The 22,219-nt window shown below is 47.8% G+C and carries 21 protein-coding genes; 1 reads left to right on the top strand and 20 read right to left on the bottom strand.

The window, feature by feature from the left end:
• Positions 1–8: 8 nt before the first annotated feature.
• From AB3N00_RS01575 to AB3N00_RS01500, 16 genes are all read right to left on the bottom strand, one after another.
• Positions 9–833, bottom strand: coding sequence for an ABC transporter permease (locus AB3N00_RS01575; RefSeq protein ID WP_413032983.1), 825 nt, complete (start codon positions 831–833; stop codon positions 9–11).
• Positions 809–1,873, bottom strand: coding sequence for a LacI family DNA-binding transcriptional regulator (locus AB3N00_RS01570; RefSeq protein WP_413032982.1), 1,065 nt, complete (start codon positions 1,871–1,873; stop codon positions 809–811). The genes AB3N00_RS01575 and AB3N00_RS01570 overlap by 25 nt, the downstream gene beginning before the upstream one ends.
• Positions 1,858–2,613, bottom strand: a complete 756-nt coding sequence (locus tag AB3N00_RS01565) for a glycerophosphodiester phosphodiesterase (protein ID WP_413032981.1) — start codon at positions 2,611–2,613, stop codon at positions 1,858–1,860. Before AB3N00_RS01565 ends, AB3N00_RS01570 begins: the two co-directional genes overlap by 16 nt.
• Positions 2,610–3,683, bottom strand: a complete 1,074-nt coding sequence (locus AB3N00_RS01560; protein WP_413032980.1) for a CehA/McbA family metallohydrolase — start codon at positions 3,681–3,683, stop codon at positions 2,610–2,612. The genes AB3N00_RS01565 and AB3N00_RS01560 overlap by 4 nt, the downstream gene beginning before the upstream one ends.
• Entirely contained in the window at positions 3,680–4,144 is a 465-nt protein-coding gene (locus AB3N00_RS01555; protein ID WP_413032979.1) for a hypothetical protein, read from the bottom strand. Before AB3N00_RS01555 ends, AB3N00_RS01560 begins: the two co-directional genes overlap by 4 nt.
• Positions 4,145–4,405: 261 nt before the next feature.
• Positions 4,406–6,154, bottom strand: coding sequence for an allophanate hydrolase (atzF, locus tag AB3N00_RS01550; protein ID WP_413032978.1), 1,749 nt, complete (start codon positions 6,152–6,154; stop codon positions 4,406–4,408).
• A gap of 36 nt (positions 6,155–6,190) precedes the next feature.
• Entirely contained in the window at positions 6,191–7,798 is a 1,608-nt protein-coding gene (locus tag AB3N00_RS01545; RefSeq protein WP_413032977.1) for a PucR family transcriptional regulator, read from the bottom strand.
• Positions 7,799–7,814: 16 nt separating this feature from the next.
• Complete coding sequence (locus tag AB3N00_RS01540; RefSeq protein ID WP_413032976.1) at positions 7,815–8,249, bottom strand: cupin domain-containing protein; 435 nt, start codon at positions 8,247–8,249, stop codon at positions 7,815–7,817.
• 42 nt (positions 8,250–8,291) lie between these two features.
• A complete protein-coding gene (locus AB3N00_RS01535) occupies positions 8,292–9,365 on the bottom strand; it encodes a ring-opening amidohydrolase (protein WP_413032975.1) in 1,074 nt (357 codons plus the stop codon).
• A complete protein-coding gene (locus AB3N00_RS01530) occupies positions 9,362–10,114 on the bottom strand; it encodes an ABC transporter permease (RefSeq protein ID WP_175398857.1) in 753 nt (250 codons plus the stop codon). Before AB3N00_RS01530 ends, AB3N00_RS01535 begins: the two co-directional genes overlap by 4 nt.
• On the bottom strand, positions 10,111–10,884 hold the full coding sequence (locus tag AB3N00_RS01525) for an ABC transporter ATP-binding protein (RefSeq protein WP_413032974.1): 774 nt from the start codon (positions 10,882–10,884) through the stop codon (positions 10,111–10,113). The genes AB3N00_RS01530 and AB3N00_RS01525 overlap by 4 nt, the downstream gene beginning before the upstream one ends.
• 12 nt (positions 10,885–10,896) lie before the next feature.
• Complete coding sequence (locus tag AB3N00_RS01520; protein WP_413032973.1) at positions 10,897–11,904, bottom strand: ABC transporter substrate-binding protein; 1,008 nt, start codon at positions 11,902–11,904, stop codon at positions 10,897–10,899.
• Positions 11,905–11,955: 51 nt separating this feature from the next.
• Positions 11,956–12,639 (bottom strand): cysteine hydrolase family protein, encoded by a 684-nt coding sequence (locus AB3N00_RS01515; RefSeq protein WP_413032972.1) that lies wholly within the window; start codon positions 12,637–12,639, stop codon positions 11,956–11,958.
• A 525-nt stretch (positions 12,640–13,164) separates the two neighbouring features.
• Positions 13,165–13,704: a GNAT family N-acetyltransferase gene (locus tag AB3N00_RS01510; protein WP_413032971.1), complete on the bottom strand. Its 540-nt coding sequence runs from the start codon at positions 13,702–13,704 to the stop codon at positions 13,165–13,167.
• A gap of 206 nt (positions 13,705–13,910) precedes the next feature.
• A complete protein-coding gene (locus AB3N00_RS01505; RefSeq protein WP_413032970.1) occupies positions 13,911–15,113 on the bottom strand; it encodes a glycoside hydrolase family 5 protein in 1,203 nt (400 codons plus the stop codon).
• Between the two features lie 379 nt (positions 15,114–15,492).
• Positions 15,493–16,899 carry a glycoside hydrolase family 4 gene (locus tag AB3N00_RS01500; protein ID WP_413032969.1) on the bottom strand — a complete coding sequence of 469 codons (1,407 nt, stop codon included), beginning with the start codon at positions 16,897–16,899 and terminating at the stop codon, positions 15,493–15,495.
• A gap of 173 nt (positions 16,900–17,072) precedes the next feature.
• On the opposite strand from AB3N00_RS01500, the gene AB3N00_RS01495 reads away from it, so the two are divergent.
• Positions 17,073–17,924 (top strand): AraC family transcriptional regulator, encoded by an 852-nt coding sequence (locus AB3N00_RS01495; RefSeq protein ID WP_413032968.1) that lies wholly within the window; start codon positions 17,073–17,075, stop codon positions 17,922–17,924.
• A 111-nt stretch (positions 17,925–18,035) separates the two neighbouring features.
• Here the strand turns inward: AB3N00_RS01495 and AB3N00_RS01490 are convergent, their stop codons facing one another.
• The 4 genes from AB3N00_RS01490 to AB3N00_RS01475 form a co-directional block, all read right to left on the bottom strand.
• Positions 18,036–18,461, bottom strand: coding sequence for a MarR family winged helix-turn-helix transcriptional regulator (locus AB3N00_RS01490; protein WP_413032967.1), 426 nt, complete (start codon positions 18,459–18,461; stop codon positions 18,036–18,038).
• Positions 18,462–18,603: 142 nt separating this feature from the next.
• A complete protein-coding gene (nfsA, locus tag AB3N00_RS01485; RefSeq protein ID WP_413032966.1) occupies positions 18,604–19,344 on the bottom strand; it encodes an oxygen-insensitive NADPH nitroreductase in 741 nt (246 codons plus the stop codon).
• A 26-nt stretch (positions 19,345–19,370) separates the two neighbouring features.
• Positions 19,371–20,705 carry an NtaA/DmoA family FMN-dependent monooxygenase gene (locus tag AB3N00_RS01480; protein WP_413032965.1) on the bottom strand — a complete coding sequence of 445 codons (1,335 nt, stop codon included), beginning with the start codon at positions 20,703–20,705 and terminating at the stop codon, positions 19,371–19,373.
• A gap of 116 nt (positions 20,706–20,821) precedes the next feature.
• On the bottom strand, positions 20,822–21,925 hold the full coding sequence (locus AB3N00_RS01475; protein WP_413032964.1) for a Gfo/Idh/MocA family protein: 1,104 nt from the start codon (positions 21,923–21,925) through the stop codon (positions 20,822–20,824).
• Positions 21,926–22,219 lie beyond the last annotated feature (294 nt).

The raw sequence follows: 22,219 nt of genomic DNA, 5'->3' as shown, positions 1-22,219 counted from the left end.
AAACCTTTTTATTTCATTTGAAAACCGCTTGCGAGCACGTCCGCGCTTACCAGCCGCTGGGCTGCCACCAGCAGGATGATCGTCGGCAGCGTCAGGATGATTGAGAATACGGCCCCGGCGCTGCTCGGAAAGTCGGAAATGATCGAGTACATCACGATCGGCATCGTTTTGTAGTCGGGAATGCCGACCAGGAATGTCCCCTGCGCTTCGTCGAGCGAATTGAGGAATGTGAAGATTGAAGCAACCATGATGCCCGGCATCGCCATTGGGAGCGTGATGCTGCGAAAGACTTTGAACGGACTAGCTCCGACGTCCCGCGCCGATTCCTCCTGCGCCCGGTGTACGTTGCGAAAGGCGGCAGTGGGAATCCAGGTCATGAACATCAACACGTTAATCATATGGATCAGCACGACGCCTAACAGCGTATTCATCAGGCCAATTCGGTAGAAGAGAACCGCGATAGAGACGTACAATCCCATTTTGGGAAAAGCGTGCGTCAGCAGAAACGAGAACAGGAACATCCGCTTCAGCGGAAACTGGAGTCTTGCGAACGCGTATGCTGCCGGGATGCAGACCACAATAGACAGCAGGGTTACCAGGGTGGCAATGAGAAACGACAGCGAGATCGACGAGACAATATCTTCCTTCGCCAGCACGAACTCCCACCATTTGAAGCCCCATACCTGGGGCAGGATGTCCGGATAATTCCACTTCTCGCTAAAGGCAAGCACAAGCAGGTTGACCAGCGGCCCCGCGAAAAAAACGGCGAACACTGTCAGCAGCAAAAATTCGATAATCCTTCTCGGGCCTACGTGTTTCCAGTACCAAAACATGTCCCGTCCTCCTTTCCATTCGTCGATTGACGAACGATCACTTCACTTTCATATTCAATCAGGCGCGGCACACTCTCCTCGCCGCCGATCAGCTGATCCAGAATCGAGACCGCGTCCCGGCCAATACCTGCCGCATCCACGCTGACGGTCGTCAACGACGGGTGATACATGCCAGCGACTTCGGTATTGTCATAACCCATAACGGACACTTCCTCCGGAACGCGGACGCCTCGCTCCAGCAGCACTTTCATCGCACCCAGTGCAAGCATGTCGTTGGTGCTGAACAGGGCACTGTATCGACCTTCCCGGAATGCCGCATAATGCTCCTCCATCAGTTTCCGGCCGGATTGGAAGCTGGATTCCGGCGACTCAACAATGGTGAACCCCTCCTTACCGGAAGAAACACCGAGAGATTCCAGCCGTTTACGGAAGCCAGCCAGCCGCAAAGAGTGGCTCCGGTGCTCCCCCGGTCCAGCGATGATGAAAAACCTGCGGTGTCCACTCTCATACAGATGCTCCGCCGCCCGTTCCCCGCCGGTTTCGTCATTGCTCACGAGATGCACGACGTCCGGATCTTCCGTCGAGCCGTTTACCATCAGGTAAGGGATATGAAAGTTTTTGACATAGTCGATGACGTTTTTCTGCAGCCGGCTGACCAGAATGAGACCATCCACCCGCTGCTCCAGCATATAATCGGTGGAGCGGAGCGACATCTCCCGGTCAGTCTTCAGAAAGATCGAGTAGCCCATCGCTTCAGCAGCCATCAAAATCTCGTCGATAATTCTGCCGTACAGCGTGTGGGACACGATCGGAAGCTTGTCGCGGAAAACGATGACCCCGATGTTGTACGTCCGCTTGGCTACCATCGCCCGGGCGACAGCGCTCGGCTTGTATCGGAGCTGCTCTACCGCCTTGAGCACACGTTCCCTTACTTCGGGACTTGCGTATCCGTTTCCGGAGATGACCCGAGAAGCGGTCGATTTCGATACACCAGCCAGCTGCGCAAGCTCCCGCAGACTGTGATTCAGCTTATTGTCCAATCCCTATTCTCCTCTGCAAATTCCGTTTCTCTCCGGACGGCGATCAGCTTCGCTGGATCGCGGGTTGTTATCGAATCGACGCCCCACTGGGCAAGGCGCCTCATGTCGTCCACCTCCGTAACTGTCCAGACGAAGATATCCAGACCGTTCCGCCGCACCGCGTCCAGCAGCTCCGGCCGAACCACCTGATATGGTACGTTAAGCCCAAAGCAGCCGGCATCACGACCTTCTGCGCACGCCTGGATAATCGCCTCGCCGTAGTGCAGACTTCTGAAGCTATCAATGTTTACATTCAGCAGCCTGCGGATGTGCGGAGCATACCGTCCGGCTTTGACTGCCGTCTCGTATTTGCAGCCGCTGAGGAATACCTGTTCCGTCATACCCATTCGTTCGACCAGGGAAGACACCGGCTCCAGAGCGCTGTCCGTTTTGATGTCGAGATTCATAATTTTACCAGCTTCGCGGATCCGCTCCAGCACATTCTGAAGAGTCGGGAACGACGCTGAACTGCCTGCATTCAGATCCTTTAGTGTCATCTCTGCCAGATTGCCGCGGCTTCCGTCCGCCAAGGCAATTTCTTCGTCATGGGCTAGCACCAGTACGCCGTCCCGAGTTAACCGGATATCGTCTTCGTAAATATCCGCGTCAAGTGTCAGAGCGGCCTGCAGTGACTCCAAAGAATGATCAGAATAGCCCATGCAGCCTGTGTGAGCCGTGATCAGTGGGAATTTGTTCTTCACAAGTGTCCTCCTCCTTCGAAATAAATCGCATTGGTAAAGGCGATGAGCACATGGGCACCCCGTACGGTTCCCCATAGCTCGGCTCGAATCCACCGGCGAGGGATAGCGGGAGGAAACTCCGGCAGTTGGGCTTCGAACGTCATCCTTTGTCCGTCTAATGGCAAGGGAACTTCCAGGCTTAGCTCTTCGCCCAGATTGGAGCACAGCTTCAATCTGCAGATCTGCTTCGGCAGCGACCACAGGCCTGCGCGGACCGAGAAGTCCAGCATCAGGTTTGCCAGAATCGGCTGCTCAGTACTTTCCCCTCGCTCAACTACCGCTGGAACTGTGGAGCCGATCGGACAGACTGTGCCTCCTGCGTCCAGCGTCAGGGTCAATAGGGGTCCTATCGTAACGGACGCGCGCCCTTCCCGCAGCGTACGAATCAGCGTTTCTTCATGGGTTGACAAGGATGCGGAATTCCCGTTCTCCACCACTCCATCTTCCTCGATGCCTAGGTAAGTGACCGAGATCGGCTCATCCGTCTCACTCTGCGCGTGCCAATCTCGGCCCGAAGTGGCGGCGATTCGATATCCTTCGTTCAGCTTGTCTGTCCACAGATCGAATGCCCGCCGGTTGTTCAGTTGGATTGAAGGGAATGTGCCGGACCAGACTTCGATATAATCAACGGCAGACCAATTCCCGATCTCGTATTCCCAGAAGCAGCCGGTGCATGCCGGACTGCCGATGCGGAACGGATGGGCGAGCCCGGCGATTCCGCCGAGGCGGTGCACGGACCTAATTCCTTCATCGATCCCGCCCCGAACCGTTTGACGCCAGTCGGCAAAAGCGCTCAGCCCAATCGTGACCATATGACCATAAAACGTTGTCCACTCCATCCCAGGGATGATCCGAAGTCCATATTTCTGCTCAATTTCTTCTTTGCCGATCAGGCCAGACATCGTGTTGTGGTCGGTCAGCGCGATGGCATCGAAGCTCAGTTTGGCCGCTCCCTCAGCCAGCTCCTCCAGTGTCTGGCTGCCGTCGCTGTGCAGCGTGTGCGTATGTAGTTCACAGGCGAGCCATTTCATATCCCGTCATCCTCCGTCCAGATTTGCAGCCGGTAATCGCAGGTGTCCGTCACGATACAGTGCAGGCTGAGCGTGACGCTCCAATGTCCAGCGACCAGCTCGCCCGCCATGAGGCCAGGAGAAGCTTCTTGCTCCGATACGAACAGCTCCTGCAGCTCATCTTGGCGGTGGCACGCTCCGCGGTATCCCTGCTCATCGTCCAGCGAGAGGGTTATCAGATTTTTCAAGGGCAGATACCGGTCGGCGTTGACGATCGCGTATTCCCGATGTTCCGGCAAGATGTATAAGTCGTAACTGTCCTTGAGCAGCTGCAGTGCCTTCTCCCGATTGTCCAGCGTCTTCGGTGCATATTGTAATCGCAGGTGCAGCTTGTCACAGCCCTCGTCCAACTCAAAAGGAATTCGAATATGCGTTTTGGAATCCCCGGGTGCCGCATATCCTTGCAGATCCACCAGCTTCATTGGGCCGCACCGCCTTTCTTTTTTTCGTAGTCTTCAATCGCTTTATGTATGCAGAATTCTCCCGGTGTGGGACCGTTCCCACATCCACCACTAATGTTACGGATGAATAATCAGGCCTGTATCTGCATCATGTTAATGTTCTGTAAATGCAAAAAAGACCGCTCTTCTATTAAAAGAAGAACGGTCGTCGTATCTGTTTTATCACTAGATTGTTTACGCGTTGAAGGCTGGTCGCAGTAAGCGAACCTGACTTCTTCTTGTTTATGGTGAGTTTCTCCAGCCCCCGTAAGCGGAAATATCCTCTGCACCCGCTTCCGCGTAGCCCTCGCATATAAAACCAGGTATCTCTGTTCCATCTGCCAATTCAATCTTTCCGATGCCGAGCGGAGCTGGAATCAGTGCAGCAAAAGCACCAAATGAAGCTGCTGGCATCTCCCACACTTCGAGTGCAATTGCGCTCCCTCCCACATTCTTTTTTAGCAAACCAGGCTTAGCCGGTACTGTAGGCAGCTTCACCATCTGATACTTCTCTGCCGTATGCGCCTCATAAACGAATTGGCTCCCGAACTCCAGCATTTGCTTCTCCAGTGGATATCCTCTCATATGCAGGCCACAAACGGCAAGGAGTATCGTCTCTGACCTATTCACTTCCAAAGGCGGCAAGTCTGCTCCAAGAAACGAAGCTACAGCTTTTTCTACCAAATGCTCATTTCCCGAAAGCGAAAACAGTGTAATCCCAAAAGGCATTTCTGTCGCGGCATCACCTGCCGGTACTGTAATCGCGCATAGATCAAGCAGATTGCAATGGTTCGTATAATTCCCCATGTCCGAATTCGTGGATATGGGGTCAGCTTCAACCTGCGCTCTTGTCCACGTTCCACCACAGGTCGGTATGACAAGAACGGCTCCTCTCAGAAGCTCATTACTCCTCATACGCAGCTCCTGCAGCTTATGCATCGCTGTAAATACAGAAGCAGCATCATGCTTCCCGGATGCGCCCGTACGCAAGACTTGCTCGGTCACCGGAAACGTGATCCCCGGACGCGCATCCACAAATTCGCCTACGCTGGCCCAGCGCTCGGCAACCCATGGGCCAGCGTAAAGGAGCGCCGCAGCCTGCTCAAACATATCGTAATTGATATACTCAACTGGCAGATTGAGCGCTTCGATCTTCTCAACCGCTGCATCCCACGCTTTGCTGTATTCCTCCGCCATTGGTCCAAAAAAGTTCAATGGTTCCATCGGCAAGTATATCTTCTCCGGAAGCTTCTCCTTCAAGCGCGGAACGCTCTTTGACCACGGATCCGATGGGTCAAACCCGCGGACTTGCTTATCAATAACTCTTGCTTCCTGTAAAGAATGGGTAAATACGGTTACACAGTCCAAGCTTGCACAAGCGGGTACAACACCTTTTGTCGGCCAGGCACCAAGGCTCGGCTTATAGCCTACGAGACGATTCAATGCGGCAGGAACCCGTCCAGAACCCGCGGTATCGGTACCTAGGGCGAATGCCGCATGCCCCCTCGCTACCGCAACGGCAGAACCCGAACTGGAGCCGCCACTAATCCATTTGTCACTTAGCGCATTATGTGTCTCACCATAAGGACTTCTGGTGCCAACAAGTCCTGTCGCAAACTGGTCCATATTCGTTTTACCAACAGGAATCGCTCCCGCATTCACCAGTCGCTCTACGACTGCAGCATGCTTCTCGGGAATATAAGCATATTCGGGGCATCCAGCCGTCGTGGGTATGCCGGCCAAATCTATGTTGTCCTTAATTGCGAATGGCACGCCCCAAAGCGGCAGGGAAGTATCCATTGACTTGAGGTTGTCCAAGTAAGGCTGAATTCTCTCGAGCACAGGCGGTGTAATCCAAATGTTCATTCCTTCGTCCTCATGAGCACGGTGGATAATCTCTTCTATGACCTGCTCGGGGGTAATTTTCCCGCTTCCATAACTCGCTTGCAGCCAGTCAACCGTAATATCACGCGGCATATTCAACCTGCTCATCCGGCTTCCCTCCTTAAACACCTGCCTGTTTTTACATTAGACCGGTCTCATTTCGTTCAGTTTCACAGCCAAATGCAGCTGCAATAGATCATCACCATTATCCATTTTTATGCCGAGCAGTTCACATACACGCTCTACCCGATAGGATACGGTATTATAGTGGGTAAACAGCTCTGCTGAAGTCTTTTTCACATTTCGATTGTGCTTGAAATAAACCTTCAGGGTTTCAAATAGCTGGGAGTTATGCTTCGCATCATATGCAAGCAATGGAAGTATAAATCGATCTCGGTAATCTTGAACCTCCTCCGTATCTGGAAGGTGATAGAGCAGTTGGAATACACCAAGCTTCATGTAGTCGACATACGTTTCACGGTAATCACAAATGGAGCTGATATGATGAATTTTTTTGGCATCGTTATAGCTCTCATGTACCTTTTCTGCAACAAGGGTTCGATTACCGACACAAAGCGAGAAGCTCTCTGTTGGGAAAAGTGTCTTCATATCCGCCAAAATCGCTTCAACCGCCACATTTCGGATACCATTCATCGCCTCCGGAAAAAGAAAAATCATTTCCCCCTCCAGTATCGTTGCTTGAAGGTCCTCGCATATGGATTTGGTTCTCAGCCGTTTAATCGCCTGCTGCATCGTCTTGATATTTGGTTTGGAGTTTAGAAAGCGTACTAAGGCAACGCAGCGCGGCCGGTCATCCTCGAGAGAGTGCCCGCACGCTTCGGCACGCAGCCTCAAATCCTCTATGGTAACGATCCTGCCCGTAATCCAATCCTGCAAAAACTGGTCGACGTATTTCAGCTCTACTTCCCGCCTAGCATTCGCATTAATCATCTCTAACCCTACCAAAACACCAACACGGTCGATCGTCAGCCGATCAACAACGGAATGTTCCTGATTCCATTCGAGCAGGACAAGCAGGCATTTATCGTATTGCTTGTCATTGACAGCCGACACATATACACGGATTCGGCGCTCGCCCAGTGTAATGAAGCTTACTCCGAGATTGCTTTCCTCCCGAAGAGCAGCCCATAGCATCGGGTTGTCCGCTTCCTCTAGTATTTCCGCCTGTGGAGAAAGAAAGAGTTGATTGGAATCATCCAGCAATATAATCGGATTGTTCAGTATGCTATCCAGTGTCTGCAAAAATTCCTCTAATCCTTTCCCGTGCAGCAGCTGCTGTGACAACTTCTGAAAACGGCTTTGCAGCAGCGAAAGCTCCCTTGCCTCCTGCACGAGCACCCGCTCCATGATATCCCGGACAACATCCGAAAATACGATCGCGGCTGGAAGCTCAAAGATCGGAAAATCGAGCTGATCAGCCAGCTCCAGCGCACGAGCAGGAATTTGATCGATGAATCGTTTGGTCTTAATCCCGAGGGCCGATACACCTTTCTCCACTAGCTGCGGAATGATATCCGCGATCGCATCCGGCTGATCTCGAAATGGGAAGCCGCTCGTTATTAAAAACTCCCCCGGACGCACCCAATCGATGACATCCGGCACTTCCATCACGTTGACGCGATTAATGATTCGCTGCATGCCATTAGCGCCAGCCAAGACGACAGCTTCCTTAAAGTCGGGGATCAGGAAAACATCGTTGCACGTGAATCCTGCCTTCTTGTGATCTGCCATCTCATGTCCCGCCTGACTATTTCAATTTTGTAGAATACACGTCTTCCACCAGCGATGTATTAAAAAACGAGTTGGTCGGGGTATCTTCTTCTACAGGTAAAAAAATACTGATCTGCTCGGTCGGTTGATCATCGTCATTCGCTACCGAATGCACGACGCCTGCCGGGACATGGAACGTATCGCCCGCCTTGTAGCTTTTCCATTCTCCATTGCACAACAGCTTTACTTTACCAACTGTAATATAGATAATTTCAGCCACATCATGAAAATGCGGCAGTACCTGACCGCCAACTCCAATTTTCTCCCATAGAACGGAGCTGGTGCGAAAGCCCATTTGATCGGCCTGTGACGCAGACACAATCTCGCGGTGATAAAGTTCAATATGGTCTGGCATAAGCCCCCATTGCATTTCTTCTCCAATAATTACCTCAGTTTTCTTTGCTGTGATCATCGTTATCGTTCCTCCGTCTTTGGCTATTTGTTGGATGTTCGTTTATTCCTTACGCTTGAAAACGATCGCTACCGGCCCGCCGCCTGGAGGCCCCTGATGCTCAGCACCACCGGATACGTATATCATCGGATCGCCACACACTGAGGCAAGTACACCTCCGACGACAGCACGTGCATGTCTCGTATGATTGATATCCGAATCATCAAGCATCGTATGCCGGTTGCCCCTAATGAATCCTGTTGGATCTGCCTCTGCTTTAGCAAGCACCTGTACCATTTCAGAATCTGAGTGTGACACCAGCAGACGTTTGAGTGCAGCCGCGTCAATGGCATCCTTCATCACATCATGGGCGATGAAGTACGGACCTTCCGCATAGGCAGAATTACCGAAGACGATTACTTCACAATACGCAAGCTCGCTTCCTGCGGAGGTTGAGGCGACATTGCTGAACAGCTGCCAGGACCCGCAAATATCCGTATCCTTAAGCTCCGCCCGATCAACCTCTCCGAGAGCAATTGCTGCACCAATTGCCGATGCGCCCCTCGAATACCCCATTGATTTATACGTATCTTCCGTTACGGTGCTATGAGCTCTATTTTGAGCATCTTGCACGTCCTCCGACGTCAGCAGCGGACACTTAATTTGCACAAAATGTACATCTGCCGCGGACTCGATGCCAGCTTCCGCTATGGCTCGTTGAACAGCCGCCGCCACCTCATCCACTTGAGCCAGCCTCCCAATCTCCTCCGGAAGGAAATCAGCCGTCTTAGCCACACCGATCGCAAGTGATTTTTGATCCTGTCTCACCTCACTTTGGCTGTAGGTACCTTTGCGGCTGATCACCGTAAAGTGAGGGCTCAATATGCCTTCGGTTCCTCCTGACATGACATAAGAAATTGGAGAGGTTGAATCTTTGCGATATTCGCTAAAAAATTGTTTTAAAGCTAAAACAGCATAGCCTCGCGTAAAATCGTTCACGCAGCCATTGCCCTCCGTTTTGCCTAGAACCGCAACCACATCTTGCGGATCAATTACTCCTTCTTTGATCGCTTGCTCAAGCGACACCATGTCGTTAGGCGAACGGCTTGGAACACGGTTCACGGTGCATTTCATCATAGGTCATCCGCCCTTTGCCAGAATATAATTTTTTTCTCAAGTAAGCTGATTGCCCAGAATAGAACAAGTCCGCATAATGCTGAAGCGATAATTGCGGAGAACATCACAGGCGTATCCATATGGTACGAGGAAACCAAGACGACATAGCCTAGCCCTTTGTTTGCACCGACAAATTCACCGACAATTGCACCAACAATGGCTAGAGAGGTCGAAATTTTCAACGCGGAGAACACGTAAGGCAAACTCGTCGGCAGCCGCAACTTCCAGAAAATTTCCGATTTGGTACCTTTATATGTGGAGAAAAGTTCCCATGCTTCGTGCTCAATCGCTTTTAGACCCTTAACGCTGTTGACCAGAATGGGAAAGAAACAGATTAGCATCGAAGCTACAACCTTGGAAGAGTAACCCGTCCCCATCCATACGACCAGAAGCGGAGCCAGAGCGACAAGAGGGGTAGTTTTGAGCGCAATGGCCAGCGGGAATACTCCTTTTTCAATGGGTTTGGAATGTACGAATATGACAGCGGTAATCAATCCGAAGAAATTGGCCAGTACGAAGCCCGCCAAAGCTTCCATCAACGTGACTAGCATATGCGACCACAACGAGCTGTCCATAACAGATATGATTCCAGTGGGAGATGGGAGCAAATAGAGCGGTATATCGAAGAGACGTACAGCAAGTTCCCACAATACCAGGAAGGCGATAGCGAATACGACGGGATACATGGCGTCTTGTATTTTTGTCCTCATAGATGTTTGACCCGCTTTCTTAACTCATTTACAGTCTGATGGAAGGCCGGAAGTTCATCCATCCCCACCTCTCTCGGTGACGGCAGCGGAACTGAAATAATATCCTCCACTCCCGCAGGCCTTGGTGACATCATGATAACGCGGTTGGATAACAGTACAGATTCCTGAATCGAGTGGGTAACCATAACGACCGTGCTTAGGCTTGTTTCGGGACTCTCCCATAAACGCAGTAACTCGAAATTCAGCTTTTCTCTCGTAAATTCATCCAATGCACCAAAGGGCTCATCCATAAGCAATACCGTCGGATCTGCCGCGAGCGCCCGTGCAATCGCAATCCTTTGCTGCATGCCTCCACTGAGCTGATGCGGGAAATGATTCATGAAATCCTGCAGTCCAACTAACCGAAGCGAGGACTCCGCTTTTTCCTTGATCTCCTTTTTGGTGAATTTCTTCTCCCCAATCGTGAGAGGCAGGGAGATATTTTGGATTGCAGTCAGCCAAGGCATCAATACCGGCTTCTGGAATACCATGCCGAGCGAGAGATCCTTCGATGGATAGACGATCTTTCCTCCCGCGTTCGGCTGAAGCAAGTCGAGCATTAATCGGAGTAGTGTTGATTTGCCGCAGCCACTTGGTCCGAGTATCGAAACAAATTCATTTTTATAAATATCAATCGACACATTATTCAGTACGTTTACGTCACCAAACGATAAGGAGCAATTTTTCAACGTAACCGCGATTTCGTTTTTGGAAGAAGCCGTTGTTAGCATTAAAATCACTCCCTATTCAATAAATTCATTTGAGAATACGTCCTCAAGCTTTTGCTCTTCCTTCAAGAAATCCAGATCAATCAGGTTCTTTTGCAGCACTTCCCATGCCTCTGATTGCATCTTGCCGAGTGGAAGATTTTCAGGCTCCAGCAAAGGAATACTCGCATTCATCATGCTAACCTCGTGATCAAGGGTCAATTTATCCCCGTATTTCAAGCCGAATTCGGCAGCCTCTTCCGGGTTCTCCATGGCGTAACTCCAACCCTTCATGGAAGCCTGGACGAAGCTTTTTACCATCTCCGGGTCCCGTTCGATAATATCCTCGGTCGTAAACAACGTATCCGCATAAAAGTTAATATCATAATCGTTCGGCTCTATGATGTTGACTTCATTCCCCTGTTCCTGTACAGCGAGGACCTCATTGATCACATAGCCTGGCCATGCCTTCACTTGCCCGCTGAGCAATGGACTCAGGTCATATTTCGCTGGCATTTCTTCTACCTTTGTGCCGTCGATGCCGGCATTCTTCACCATTGCACGGTAAGTTAATTCTTCATTTCCGCCCAGCTTCACACCAATCTTCTGACCGACCAGATCTTCCATCTTCGTGATCCCGGAATTCTTGAGACTAAACAACACGAATGGCGTTTTTCTATATATAGCGGAAAGTGCCTTCACGGGAACCCCTTTTTCCCTGGCCATCAGTATTTGATCTGCACCCGTTACACCGAAGTGCTCCGCACCTGATGCAATCATCTGTACGGAAGGGAAATCCGCGCCTCCTGGTCTGATTTCAACGTCCAAGCCCACTTCTTTATAGAAGCCTTTTTCCACTGCTGTATAGAACCCTGCAAACTGTGCTTGGTGAACCCACTTCAGACGCAGGATGACCTTTTTCAGCTCACCTGTTTCCCCATCCCCTGTAGCTGAACTCGGTGTATTATTAGAACCGCAAGCTGTTAGTACGAGAACTAAAGCGGACATGAGGATAATTAATGACTTTCTAGACCATTTCCACATATGGTTTCCTCCGATGTTGTTGGTTTTGTCTGTTTTTATGGTATTGTCTGCTTAAAACATAGCTAGTGCTTTCAAAACCTCGCTTGAGCTGCTGACACTGCCGAACACGCCGCCCTGCATTTTAACCATTTGAAGCGCCGCGTGATGATTATCCGGATCGGTTGCTCCCGTGCAATCCTCAAGAATCAAACATTCATATCCTCTGTCATTGGCTTCGCGCATTGTCGTGTGCACGCAAACATCCGTTGTGATCCCCGTCAAAATTAAGTGGGTAATTCCTTTATTCTTTAAGATCAGATCCAAGTCCGTCGCATAAAAACTGCCCTTACCTGGTTTGTCAATGATCGATTCCCCTTCGATGGGTGCAAGCTCCTGGGTAATCTGCCAACCCGGTTCACCTCTAACCAATATGCGTCCCGCAGGCCCAAGCGAGCCTATTTCTGAACCGATCTGTTTGCTGCGCCACTGTTTGTTCGCGGGTAAATCAGACAGATCCGGCTTATGTCCCTCTCTCGTATGGATGACGTGAAAACCTTTAATTTGTCGAACCCGCTGAAGAAGTGTTTGAATGGGCCCAATCGGTTTGGCCGTCAAGGACAAGTCATACCCCATCTGGTCCACATAACCACCTTTGCCACAAAAGTCGATTTGCATATCGATGATGACTAATGCTGTTCTCATGGGATCGACACTCCCGTCAAAAGGCCAATGATAAGGCTCTGCTGTAATTTGCATGTTCTAGTCCCCTTTCAGTACGTATCAGCATTCATCTAGTAGGCCGTAATCACATGTTACATAACCTGACTTTTATGATCGTTTTTCTTCTTGTGTCATATTATATTACGAAAAATTCCGTAAGTCTTTGTGTTTTTTCATAAAAAGTATTGATTTAATTTTGTAATTTTCACAAAAACACGACTTATATGTTATTAAATATGACATTAAGCTTGTTAACTCCTTCCATTTCCTTCCTTTCTCCTTAGTGTGGAGAATAGAATGGCAGGCCCACAATAGATAGTGGGAGGAGGGCATGATACGTAGTGAGCCGTAACACGTTTCAATCCATGTTTGATTCATCACAGAACAAGTTATTATTCTCCCTCTGGACAGGAACTTGTGCCGATAAGACAACAAAAAAAGCCGCTAAATTAGCGACATTTAATGAGAGCATGCTTTTGACCCTCGACAGCTCACTTTGCTTTATTATGTTCATGATTTCTTAATCGTTCCTCTTATGCAAAGGGTTCTTTATATTATTTGTTACGTAGCCACTACGTGATGCAGCTCAATGCTGCTCTCGATAAAGGTCGACCGTTCCACATGATACAGATCATAGATCTGTTCCTTCGCATTAATCGATAGATACATTTCATGATACAAATCATTGGCTAACTTTACATAAGGCAGCTTCTGTGCGGCTTTACTGGATCGGATATTTTGCTTGCGAATTTTCATAAATACCGTTTCGATCGCATGTTCGAGGAAAAGTTCAGTCAAAAAGGCGGATTTCGCTCGTTGGCTGTAGCCTTTTCCGAAATACGGCGCTCCAATCCATGTGGCCAGGTACCCCGTGTTATTTACGACATGATACAAATCAATGGTTCCGATCGGCTGTCCAGTTTCGTTCAGAATCGTTCGGGAAATCGTGGTATTCTGTTCTTCTTCATCCATCAACTGCTTGGTCAGGAATAAATATTCCTCATGCGACTGGCACTGGTAACGAACGTAAGGTGACACTGCGGGGTCTATCAATAAGCTGTACAGTGTGTGGCATTCATGCAAATCTCGTTTTTTCAGCATTCTGTCTACCACCTAGTCCTTTTAGTTCGCTATTTCAAGCAAATTAAGTATATAAAAGGTATTGTGGAGTTTAATGAATTCTGTATGTGTCTTATGTAAATTTCATTGGAAAAATGTACCTCATAACTCTACGGATCGCACAAAAAAACGGCATGTCCCTTCTTATGAAAGGACACGCCAATTTCATGGTAAAACACGATCTTGGATTATTGCATACCTTGCATGATGGCATTAATGATGCCTTGCTGAGTGATTGTATTGTTTGAACGGTTAAACAAAGCGAAACCATGCTGACCGTTATGTCCATTGTCCCAATACACCGGCACGGCACCATACTTCTTGGCGGTTGCTGTTACCGCTTTGGCATAGGCTTGACGATATACGTTATTGCTAGCGTCGTAAGCTGTTTTATCAATAGAACCGAATTCACCAATCACAACAGGATAGCCCTGCGTTACAAACTTATCGTACATCGATTTGAACTGCGAATTCAGATAATCCTCTTGTCCCCAAGTAGACTTCTTCGAAGGATTTGCTGCCGTTGCACCCCACTGGGTGATATTGCCGTTCTCCTCACCTGCAAAATCCCAAGGGGAGTAGTAGTGTGCCGAGATCATGATTCTCTTCTGGGAGCTGGGAATTGCCGAGGATCTGAATTGATCGGTCGGGAGCGCGAATCCATAATTGCCTACAGTGTAATCAATATTTGTATTCCAGCCTGGAATCAGCAGCCATCTGGCGTTGTTGTTGCCTCCTGTTTTCCGGACCGTGTCCACAAAGATTTGGTTGTAGGCGTTCAGATTAGCATAATACGCCGAATTCGGATTACCGTAATTTCCGTCGAACACTTCGTTCATGGATTCGAAAATAAGACGCTCATTATAGCTGCTGAACTTGGTAGCAATTTGCTGCCATACCTTTTGATATTTTTCCTTAATGGCAGCCTGATTGCTGCCGTTTACCAGAAGCCATCCACCCGGAACGGAATTATACCCATCCCCATGAATGTTAATGACCACATATAAGCCTTCATTATATGCATAGTCAACTACGGTTTGGATCCGATCCAGCCATGTGGCATTGATCGTATAATTGGGAGCGCTTCCAATATGATTTAAATAGGATACGGGAATTCGAATTGTTTTGAAGCCAGCAGCCTTCACCTTTTTGATCAATTCTGGGGTAACGACAGGATTGCCCCATGCTGTCTCATTCGGTACACCGTTTACTGCTGCTTCAAGCTGATTCCCCAAATTCCATCCTGCACCCATCTCCGATACGATTTGCGAGGCTGTTAATGATCTGAAATCAGCTGCCGATGCCCGGGTACTCCACCCGGTAAATGCCACGGCTGCCAACAATACTAGCCCTAAGCTGCAAACGCCAAATTTCTTCATTTTTTTGAGCATAACCAAACCTCCGCTTATTCTATTTTTTTCAACAAGCAGTGCCGTTACTCTCTTTATCCCCATTGGATGATTCGATAATCTTCCCCCTTCCGTATCGATCAAGCAAATAAAATAGCCGCCTAACAAGAACAGAATAACACAAATATGGAAAATAAAGAACGATATTCTGTCTATGATTTTTCGACAAATATTTTTATGTTCTATAGATGGTACAGGTACGTGAGAACGAGATCGCGAGTAGGAGATGGATGAAAGATATACGTGTTCGTTTGCGGATTCAAGACAAAAAAGCCGCTTATATTAGCGACTTTCATTGTGCATTCAGATTTATTTAATGATTCCAGATGCGGAACTTACTTATGATGATTTATCCAGAAAGTCAATTCTCATTTAGCCCATCCGTATACCAGATACCCGGAATCATCTCCCGCTCCAATGCCAGCAATTCTTTGATGATATTATCCGCGTCACTGATGGAACTTATGAGCGGATCTGTCAACATGGCTCTCCTCAGCTTTTCATAACTTTGCTCCACGACTGCCTCCACCGTAAGCTCATGCGTATCCAACACAAGCTCCTGCATCCCTCGAACTCCTCGCGGCATCTCACCTACGTGGACCGGCTTTATTCCATCCATGCTTACGTCGCATAACAGCTCCAGGAACGAATCATGATTCATATTTGTTACCGCCCCGTTGTTGAGCGTATTGATAAAGAACCGTTTTCCCAAATTCCCCACCATATTTTCGATAATGTCTGTGGCATGATCCGGGCCAAAAGTACTCATGTAATCAGCGATCGGAATGTCACCAGAGAGAAAGTCGTCCACCTGCTGCCACATCTCGTCATGACGCTGATACCGTTCCTCCGTCTCCCAAATCGATAACGGCGGAATGGCGTCTTGCGTCTTTCCAAGGCCTTGCCAAAAACGAACGTATTCCTTCGTGTGGGCTGTGCAGGTAGGAATGTAACCAAAAGTATCGTACAGTTCGTACGTAATGGCGTCATTATGAAGTGCTTTTGCGCCGCGGTCTCCGCCGTTGTTCTCTTCACCAGCTGCCTTGCGCATGGTCTCTGCGATCGCGGGTATGAGATTCTTGCCTTCATATTCCGCTTTTAGCAGCCACGTGAAATGATTGACGCCGGCGATGCGAAAATCGAATTTCCTGTCGATCTCTTCGCTAAACTCGCTCCGGTCTCCAATTATTCCGGCTCGTATTGCGTAAAAGGCCTTTTTATGCGGCATATGGTGGCTGTCGCACAGCGCGAACGATTTCAGCTTCGGGGCATAACGGTGTAACGCGATACCATGGACGGTAGAGGGGTTAATGTAGTTGATAACCCAAGCATCGGGACACAACTCTTCAATGTCTTTGGCGCATTCCATGATCACCGGAAGCTCCCGCATTGCCCGAAATATCCCGCCCGGTCCGATTGTATCCCCGGAGCACATGCGGATGCCATATTTTAAAGACACTTGACAATCAATACCCCGATATTTCACCGATTGCTCGGCAAAGCTGAGCACAACGAAGTCGGCCTCCGGTAGCACCTTTCTTCGATCCGTCGAGCCCTCCACCTTCAACGATACGTTGTTCTCCCGAGCCACCATTTCTGCGAGTCTTACCATTTTCGCCAGTCTTTCCTCATCCGTATCCACCAAAGCAAGCGTTCCCCGATTCAGGTAAGGGGAGTGAATCATCTGCCAAATGGATTGACGTCCGAAAAATAGACTGCCTGCTCCGATCACGACAACCTTCGGTTGCTGCATATTTGAACTATTCATAATTAACCCTCCTCATATGTTATAAGTTCATTATAGGAGAGTGAAGCAAAAGCGGAATGTGCGATAGTTTTTAAAACATGTCAAATAGTATGATCATTAACAAGTCCTTAATCCTTTGATATACTAATTGAAATTGAAGGATGTCATGCGGTAGAGGAAATTGGGAGGATCCAATGAATGAAGGCAGAATAAATATGAGTATACTCAACGAACTCTCGGAGTACATTACGCTCCGGATGAGTTCTTATTTAGAACAAGCTCATGATATGGGCTGGATTGAACACAAGTCGCATCCCGATTACGATCTCTGGTTCATCCAATCGGGTTCCGTTAAGATCACACTTGATGGGATCGAACATATAGCGTTCCCGGGGGACGTGGTCTTTTTTTATCCCGATATGCCTTATATCGCCTCAACAAACGGAGATCATTGCAGATTCATATATATCCACTTTGATTTCGGCATCGGCGACCAACAGCGAATTCTGGGCGAGTTTCTACTCCCGGGCATTGTGCCGGGCAACCTGATCCATGAGGAAGTCACGCTGTTCACCACAGCCTATCACCGCTTAAAGCGGGGCAGCGGCACGTCAGGGAACCAGCTTTACTTAAAAGCTTCTCTTCTCGTCGTCATCGCGCAGATCCTCGAGCTTCACAAACAAGGTACCTATGCTGGTACATTCCTGGACGGTAAACACCCAAGAAAAACAGAAGGAAGCCTGGAATTCCTGCAGGACGTATTCCAATACGTGGATGCGAACCTGGAGTGTTCCATTCGGATCAACGAACTCGCGTCAATTGCCGGTGTCTCCGAGAAATATTTTATCTCCTTATTCAAGAAAACCGTAGGTATCACGCCAGGACAGTACATTTCCCGGATCAAAATGAATCGGGCAAGGGATTATCTCTACGAAAAAAAATATACGATACAACAGATCGCTGGTTTCCTCGGGTATCCCGATCCCTTTACATTTTCTAAAGCCTTCAAAAAATATTACAACGTGCCTCCTTCAAAATTCGAGTAGGCGCGCTGTACTTTTGAAATAAAACAAGCCGCTGAAATAGCGGCTTGTTTCACATGCATTTAATGTGGACTACTAATTATATCTTGAGAACTGAATATATTTATAAGCGAGCTATACTATATTACTCTCCATTTGTTGCATTAGTTGTCTTAAGATCAACCGATCTTCCTTAGATATGGAATGCAGTAATTTTTCCTGCTGTTCCTTCCATTTGTTTTCAACCGGCTTTTCTAATTCTTTGCCTTTATCCGTTAGATATATACGCATGATTCTTGCATCTTGTTCATCACGTTTCCGATATATAAATCCGTTCTGCTCCAATGATTTAACCATATTAGTTACCGTAGGCGGTTCACATTTTAAGTGTTCACATAGTTGCATTTGTGTTACCCCGTCACCCAACCACAGTCGATACAACAAATTATCTTGGCCTACGTAGAGATTGATTTCCCTTAGAGATTCACTATAATTTCGACGCATTTGGGAAGAAATCCGATCTAACGTCTGTCGAATCTCACAATCCACTGGATCTGTCATGAATGTTTCCTCCCTGCACCCGAATTATAGTTAGTATACTAAATGTATCACGGTGAAATACAGGTGTCAATTTACCTAAAGTTCCCCTGTTAGGGAAAGTTTTCGTATCTAATTTTCACAAAGGATAGCTTTGTTTTGATGCTTATTTTTTTGCAAATCCTTGCTTGTTCAAGTAGTCCATCATTTCAGGCAGAATACTTCTTTCAAGATGATCCTGGACATGGTCACTCCATCCTTTTACTTTTTTCACTGTGAAAGGAGCCTTAACCGGACGACTTTTATAATACTTCAGCATGGTTTCATCGTAGACAGCTAATTTCTCTCGATCAAGGGGTTGATACTGATTTTCAAGCAATACCATGGATTGTGGTAGCCGGGGTTTCAGCTCAGGTTTATCTCCAGCTGGATGGCCAATACATAATCCGACCAAAGGAATCACATATTTCGGTAAATTCAATACGTCAGATAGTTCGGAAATATTGGCTCTGACCCCACCAATAAAAACACCGCCAAGTCCCATGGATTCGGCTGCCGTTAACGCATTCTGTGCCATTAGTCCGGCATCGAATGATCCGATCAATAGAAATTCAATAAATTCAATATCCACATCCGGGGCAATTTGATGGTTTCGGTTAAAATCTGCACAGAAAATCCAAAACTCTGCCGCTTCTTCAATATAAGGTTGATCGACACAGAGATGTCTGACTTTTTTTCGAAGTACCGGATCTGTAATTCGAATAATGGATACGGCCTGCAGAAGGCTGAACGATGAGGTTTGATTAGCTGCCTGAAAGATTGCGTCCCGTTGTTCTTCCGTAAGGGGTTGAGATGTGTAAGCACGAAACGATGTATGGTTATGAAGCAATTCGAGTGTATTATTCATAAAAGTCCTCTCCAATATTTAGTTATTTAATTTTTCCGCATCCCATATTCGTAAGGAACGCCCATATTCTCGCGTAGTGTTTTCCCTTCATATTCCCTATGAAATAATCCCCGGTCCTGCAATATCGGGACAACCAGGTTCACAAAATCGGCAACTCCATCAAAGGATATATCGGGTACAACCGAGAAGCCGTCACATGCACCCGCCACAAACCATTCTTCCAAGAAATCAGCGACTTGCTCAGGGGTACCTGCAACTACCGGATGATAGTTAATGACTCCGTGGGCGAGAACATCCCGAATAGATAACCCTTGTAACAACAACTTCAATGCTCTTGCGGAACGTGGATCCATTGGGTTGGCATATGCATTCTTCAATAAGTCGTGCGCTAAAGGTTTATCTATATCTACCGAATTTACGGATAAAGGCAGACCAACCATGGAACCAAGGTAATTTACCCTGTTGGGAATCTCCTCCGGATTAAAACTCATCAGTTGTTTTCGACGTACTAGAGCCTCTTCTTCCGTTGAAGCCAGAGAAAACATGAAACCTGCAAACATCTTGATATCATCGGGGTTTCGGCCGAAACGGGCAGCACTTTCCCGAATCGCTTGCCTTTGTTCACGAGCAGACTCTATATCATAAGGATTGGCGTAGACGCCAGAAGCGTATTTTCCCGCCAATTCCAATCCCTCTCTCCCTCCTCCAGCCTGGAAAATAACAGGCTGGCCCTGTTCGGATGGCGGGATCGGCAACGGACCGCGAGATGCATAATATTGACCTTGAAGGTTTATGGGCTGAATTTTGTCCATATCGGCAAATGTCCCTCCTTCTACATCTAACGTCCAAGCGTCTGGTTCCCAGCTCCCCCACAATGCCTGCACGATTTGGATGCTCTCATGCGCCTTGTCATAGCGTTCTTGGCGATTGGCAACCCGTGAACCGAAATTAGCTGCCGCTAAGGGATCAGATGTGGTAACTGCATTCCACCCTACACGTCCATGACTGATTACATCCAGTGCTTTGAACTGACGCGCGATATTGTAAGGATAATTAAATGTCGTAGAGAGAGTAGCAACAAGCCCAATATGGTTCGTCTCTCTTGCTACAGCCATTAGAGCCAGCATAGGGTCCATAGGAAACATAGGCGTCTGAGGCCCTAAGTTAACGGTTAATGCTGGAGTATCAGCAATGAAAATCATTTGAAATTTTCCTTTTTCGGCTAATTTAGCCCGTTCCACATATTGATCCGTATTGGTATAAGCTGCTGGGTCGGTACCGGGCATTCTCCAGGCGCTGAACTCAGCTCCATACCCAGAAACCATTTGTAGAGCCAGCTGCATCTCACTTCTTGTTTTCATGTCGTTCTTCTCCTTACTCCGAAAGCCACAGCGTAAAATCACCTTTTTGTAATCCTTTAATAATTAGCCTGTTAACTAAAAGTTGATAGCTTTGTTCTGTCCCTAAATTTTCAGAATCAAAAATATTGACGTTCTCCAGTTCGTGCTGCTTTCTCTACTGCATCCAGTAACTGATGGAGTTTTACCGCATCCGCGAAAGTGGGTGTTAAGGATGTTCCTTCATGGATATCTTGGGCGAATTTACGATAAGCCTGAGCCATGTTCAGAACAAATCCTAGGTCATCTTTGAGAGAGTCTGGCACCCAGTAATAGGAATCGGGAATGGTTAGCTCACCAAGCTGTTGGTCATTAGTGCCTGCACCGCGCAATTGGTGTGACCCGAATTGAATTGAAGCAGGCGCACTCAGCACGATCGTACCCTTGTCTCCGAAGATTTCAAGTGTAAGTCCGGTCTGATGTTTGACTCCGCCTTGAATATGAACACTGGCTGCTGCACCACTCGTCAATTTTCCTGTAATCAGTATTTGATCATCTGTCGTCTTCTTGATGACTTTCTGGATATCCACCAATTCGACTTCAGGGAACTGTTGCGCCGTGACGGCCGAAAGTTCGGTGAAATCCCCGAGCATATAGGTAAATGCATCCAAATTATGTCCACCTACAATGGTAAGCAAGTTCCCTCCAATCTTCCGATCAAACAAATATGCTGTGGACTTGTCACCAACACCACCCATTCCATCAATGGAGATCTTCAAATTGGCTGACAATACTTTTCCAACATACCCTTCTGCCACTAGATCTTTCACATATTGAATTGCCGGGGCCTGTCTGGCTTGCAATCCAATCGCATTTGGCAATTGGCGATCAGCTACCCATTTCTGCATTTCAAGCGCTTCACCTGTATTGGATCCGAGTGGCCATTCGCAATAGATCGGTTTTCCAGCAGGAGCAATGGTTTGAACAGCATTATAATGTTCCTTGACGTTAATACTGACGACTACCATATCCACATCCGGATGTTGAGCCAAATCTTCCATGTTATCAAAACCGTGATCTACGCGGAAAGCTTCTGCACTCTTCTTCGCACTCGCCATATTGCTTGTCCCAACTGCCGTAAGATCAAACTCATCCAAATGTTCAATGGCCGGAATATGAGTACCGCTTGCCCAACCATTGTTAACTGATGCACCTATGATTCCGGTTCGAATTTTTTTACTCAATGTAAAACATCTCCTTTTATTTTAATTTCACTGGTATCTGCTGAAACCTCCGAGTGTCTATAGCCCCACTACTGTCCTGCTAATATTCACTTATCAACTACTCCTTTCTATGGTATATTTATTTAGCTTACTAACTATATAGCGAAATAAGAATAATATCTTTCACATATTACGCAAACTAAACTTGTGTACGTGATTTGAAACAATCATAAGTTTATTCATCTCGTTTGCAAAGAGGGCAATTTAAATGAACTTGGTACATCTTTTTGTACTTATAGATGAGGAGTGAGTTAA

This window comes from Paenibacillus xylanilyticus, from assembly GCF_047246825.1.
GTDB classification, from domain to species: domain Bacteria; phylum Bacillota; class Bacilli; order Paenibacillales; family Paenibacillaceae; genus Paenibacillus; species Paenibacillus xylanilyticus_B.
This window is presented reverse-complemented; position numbering and strand designations above follow the sequence as displayed.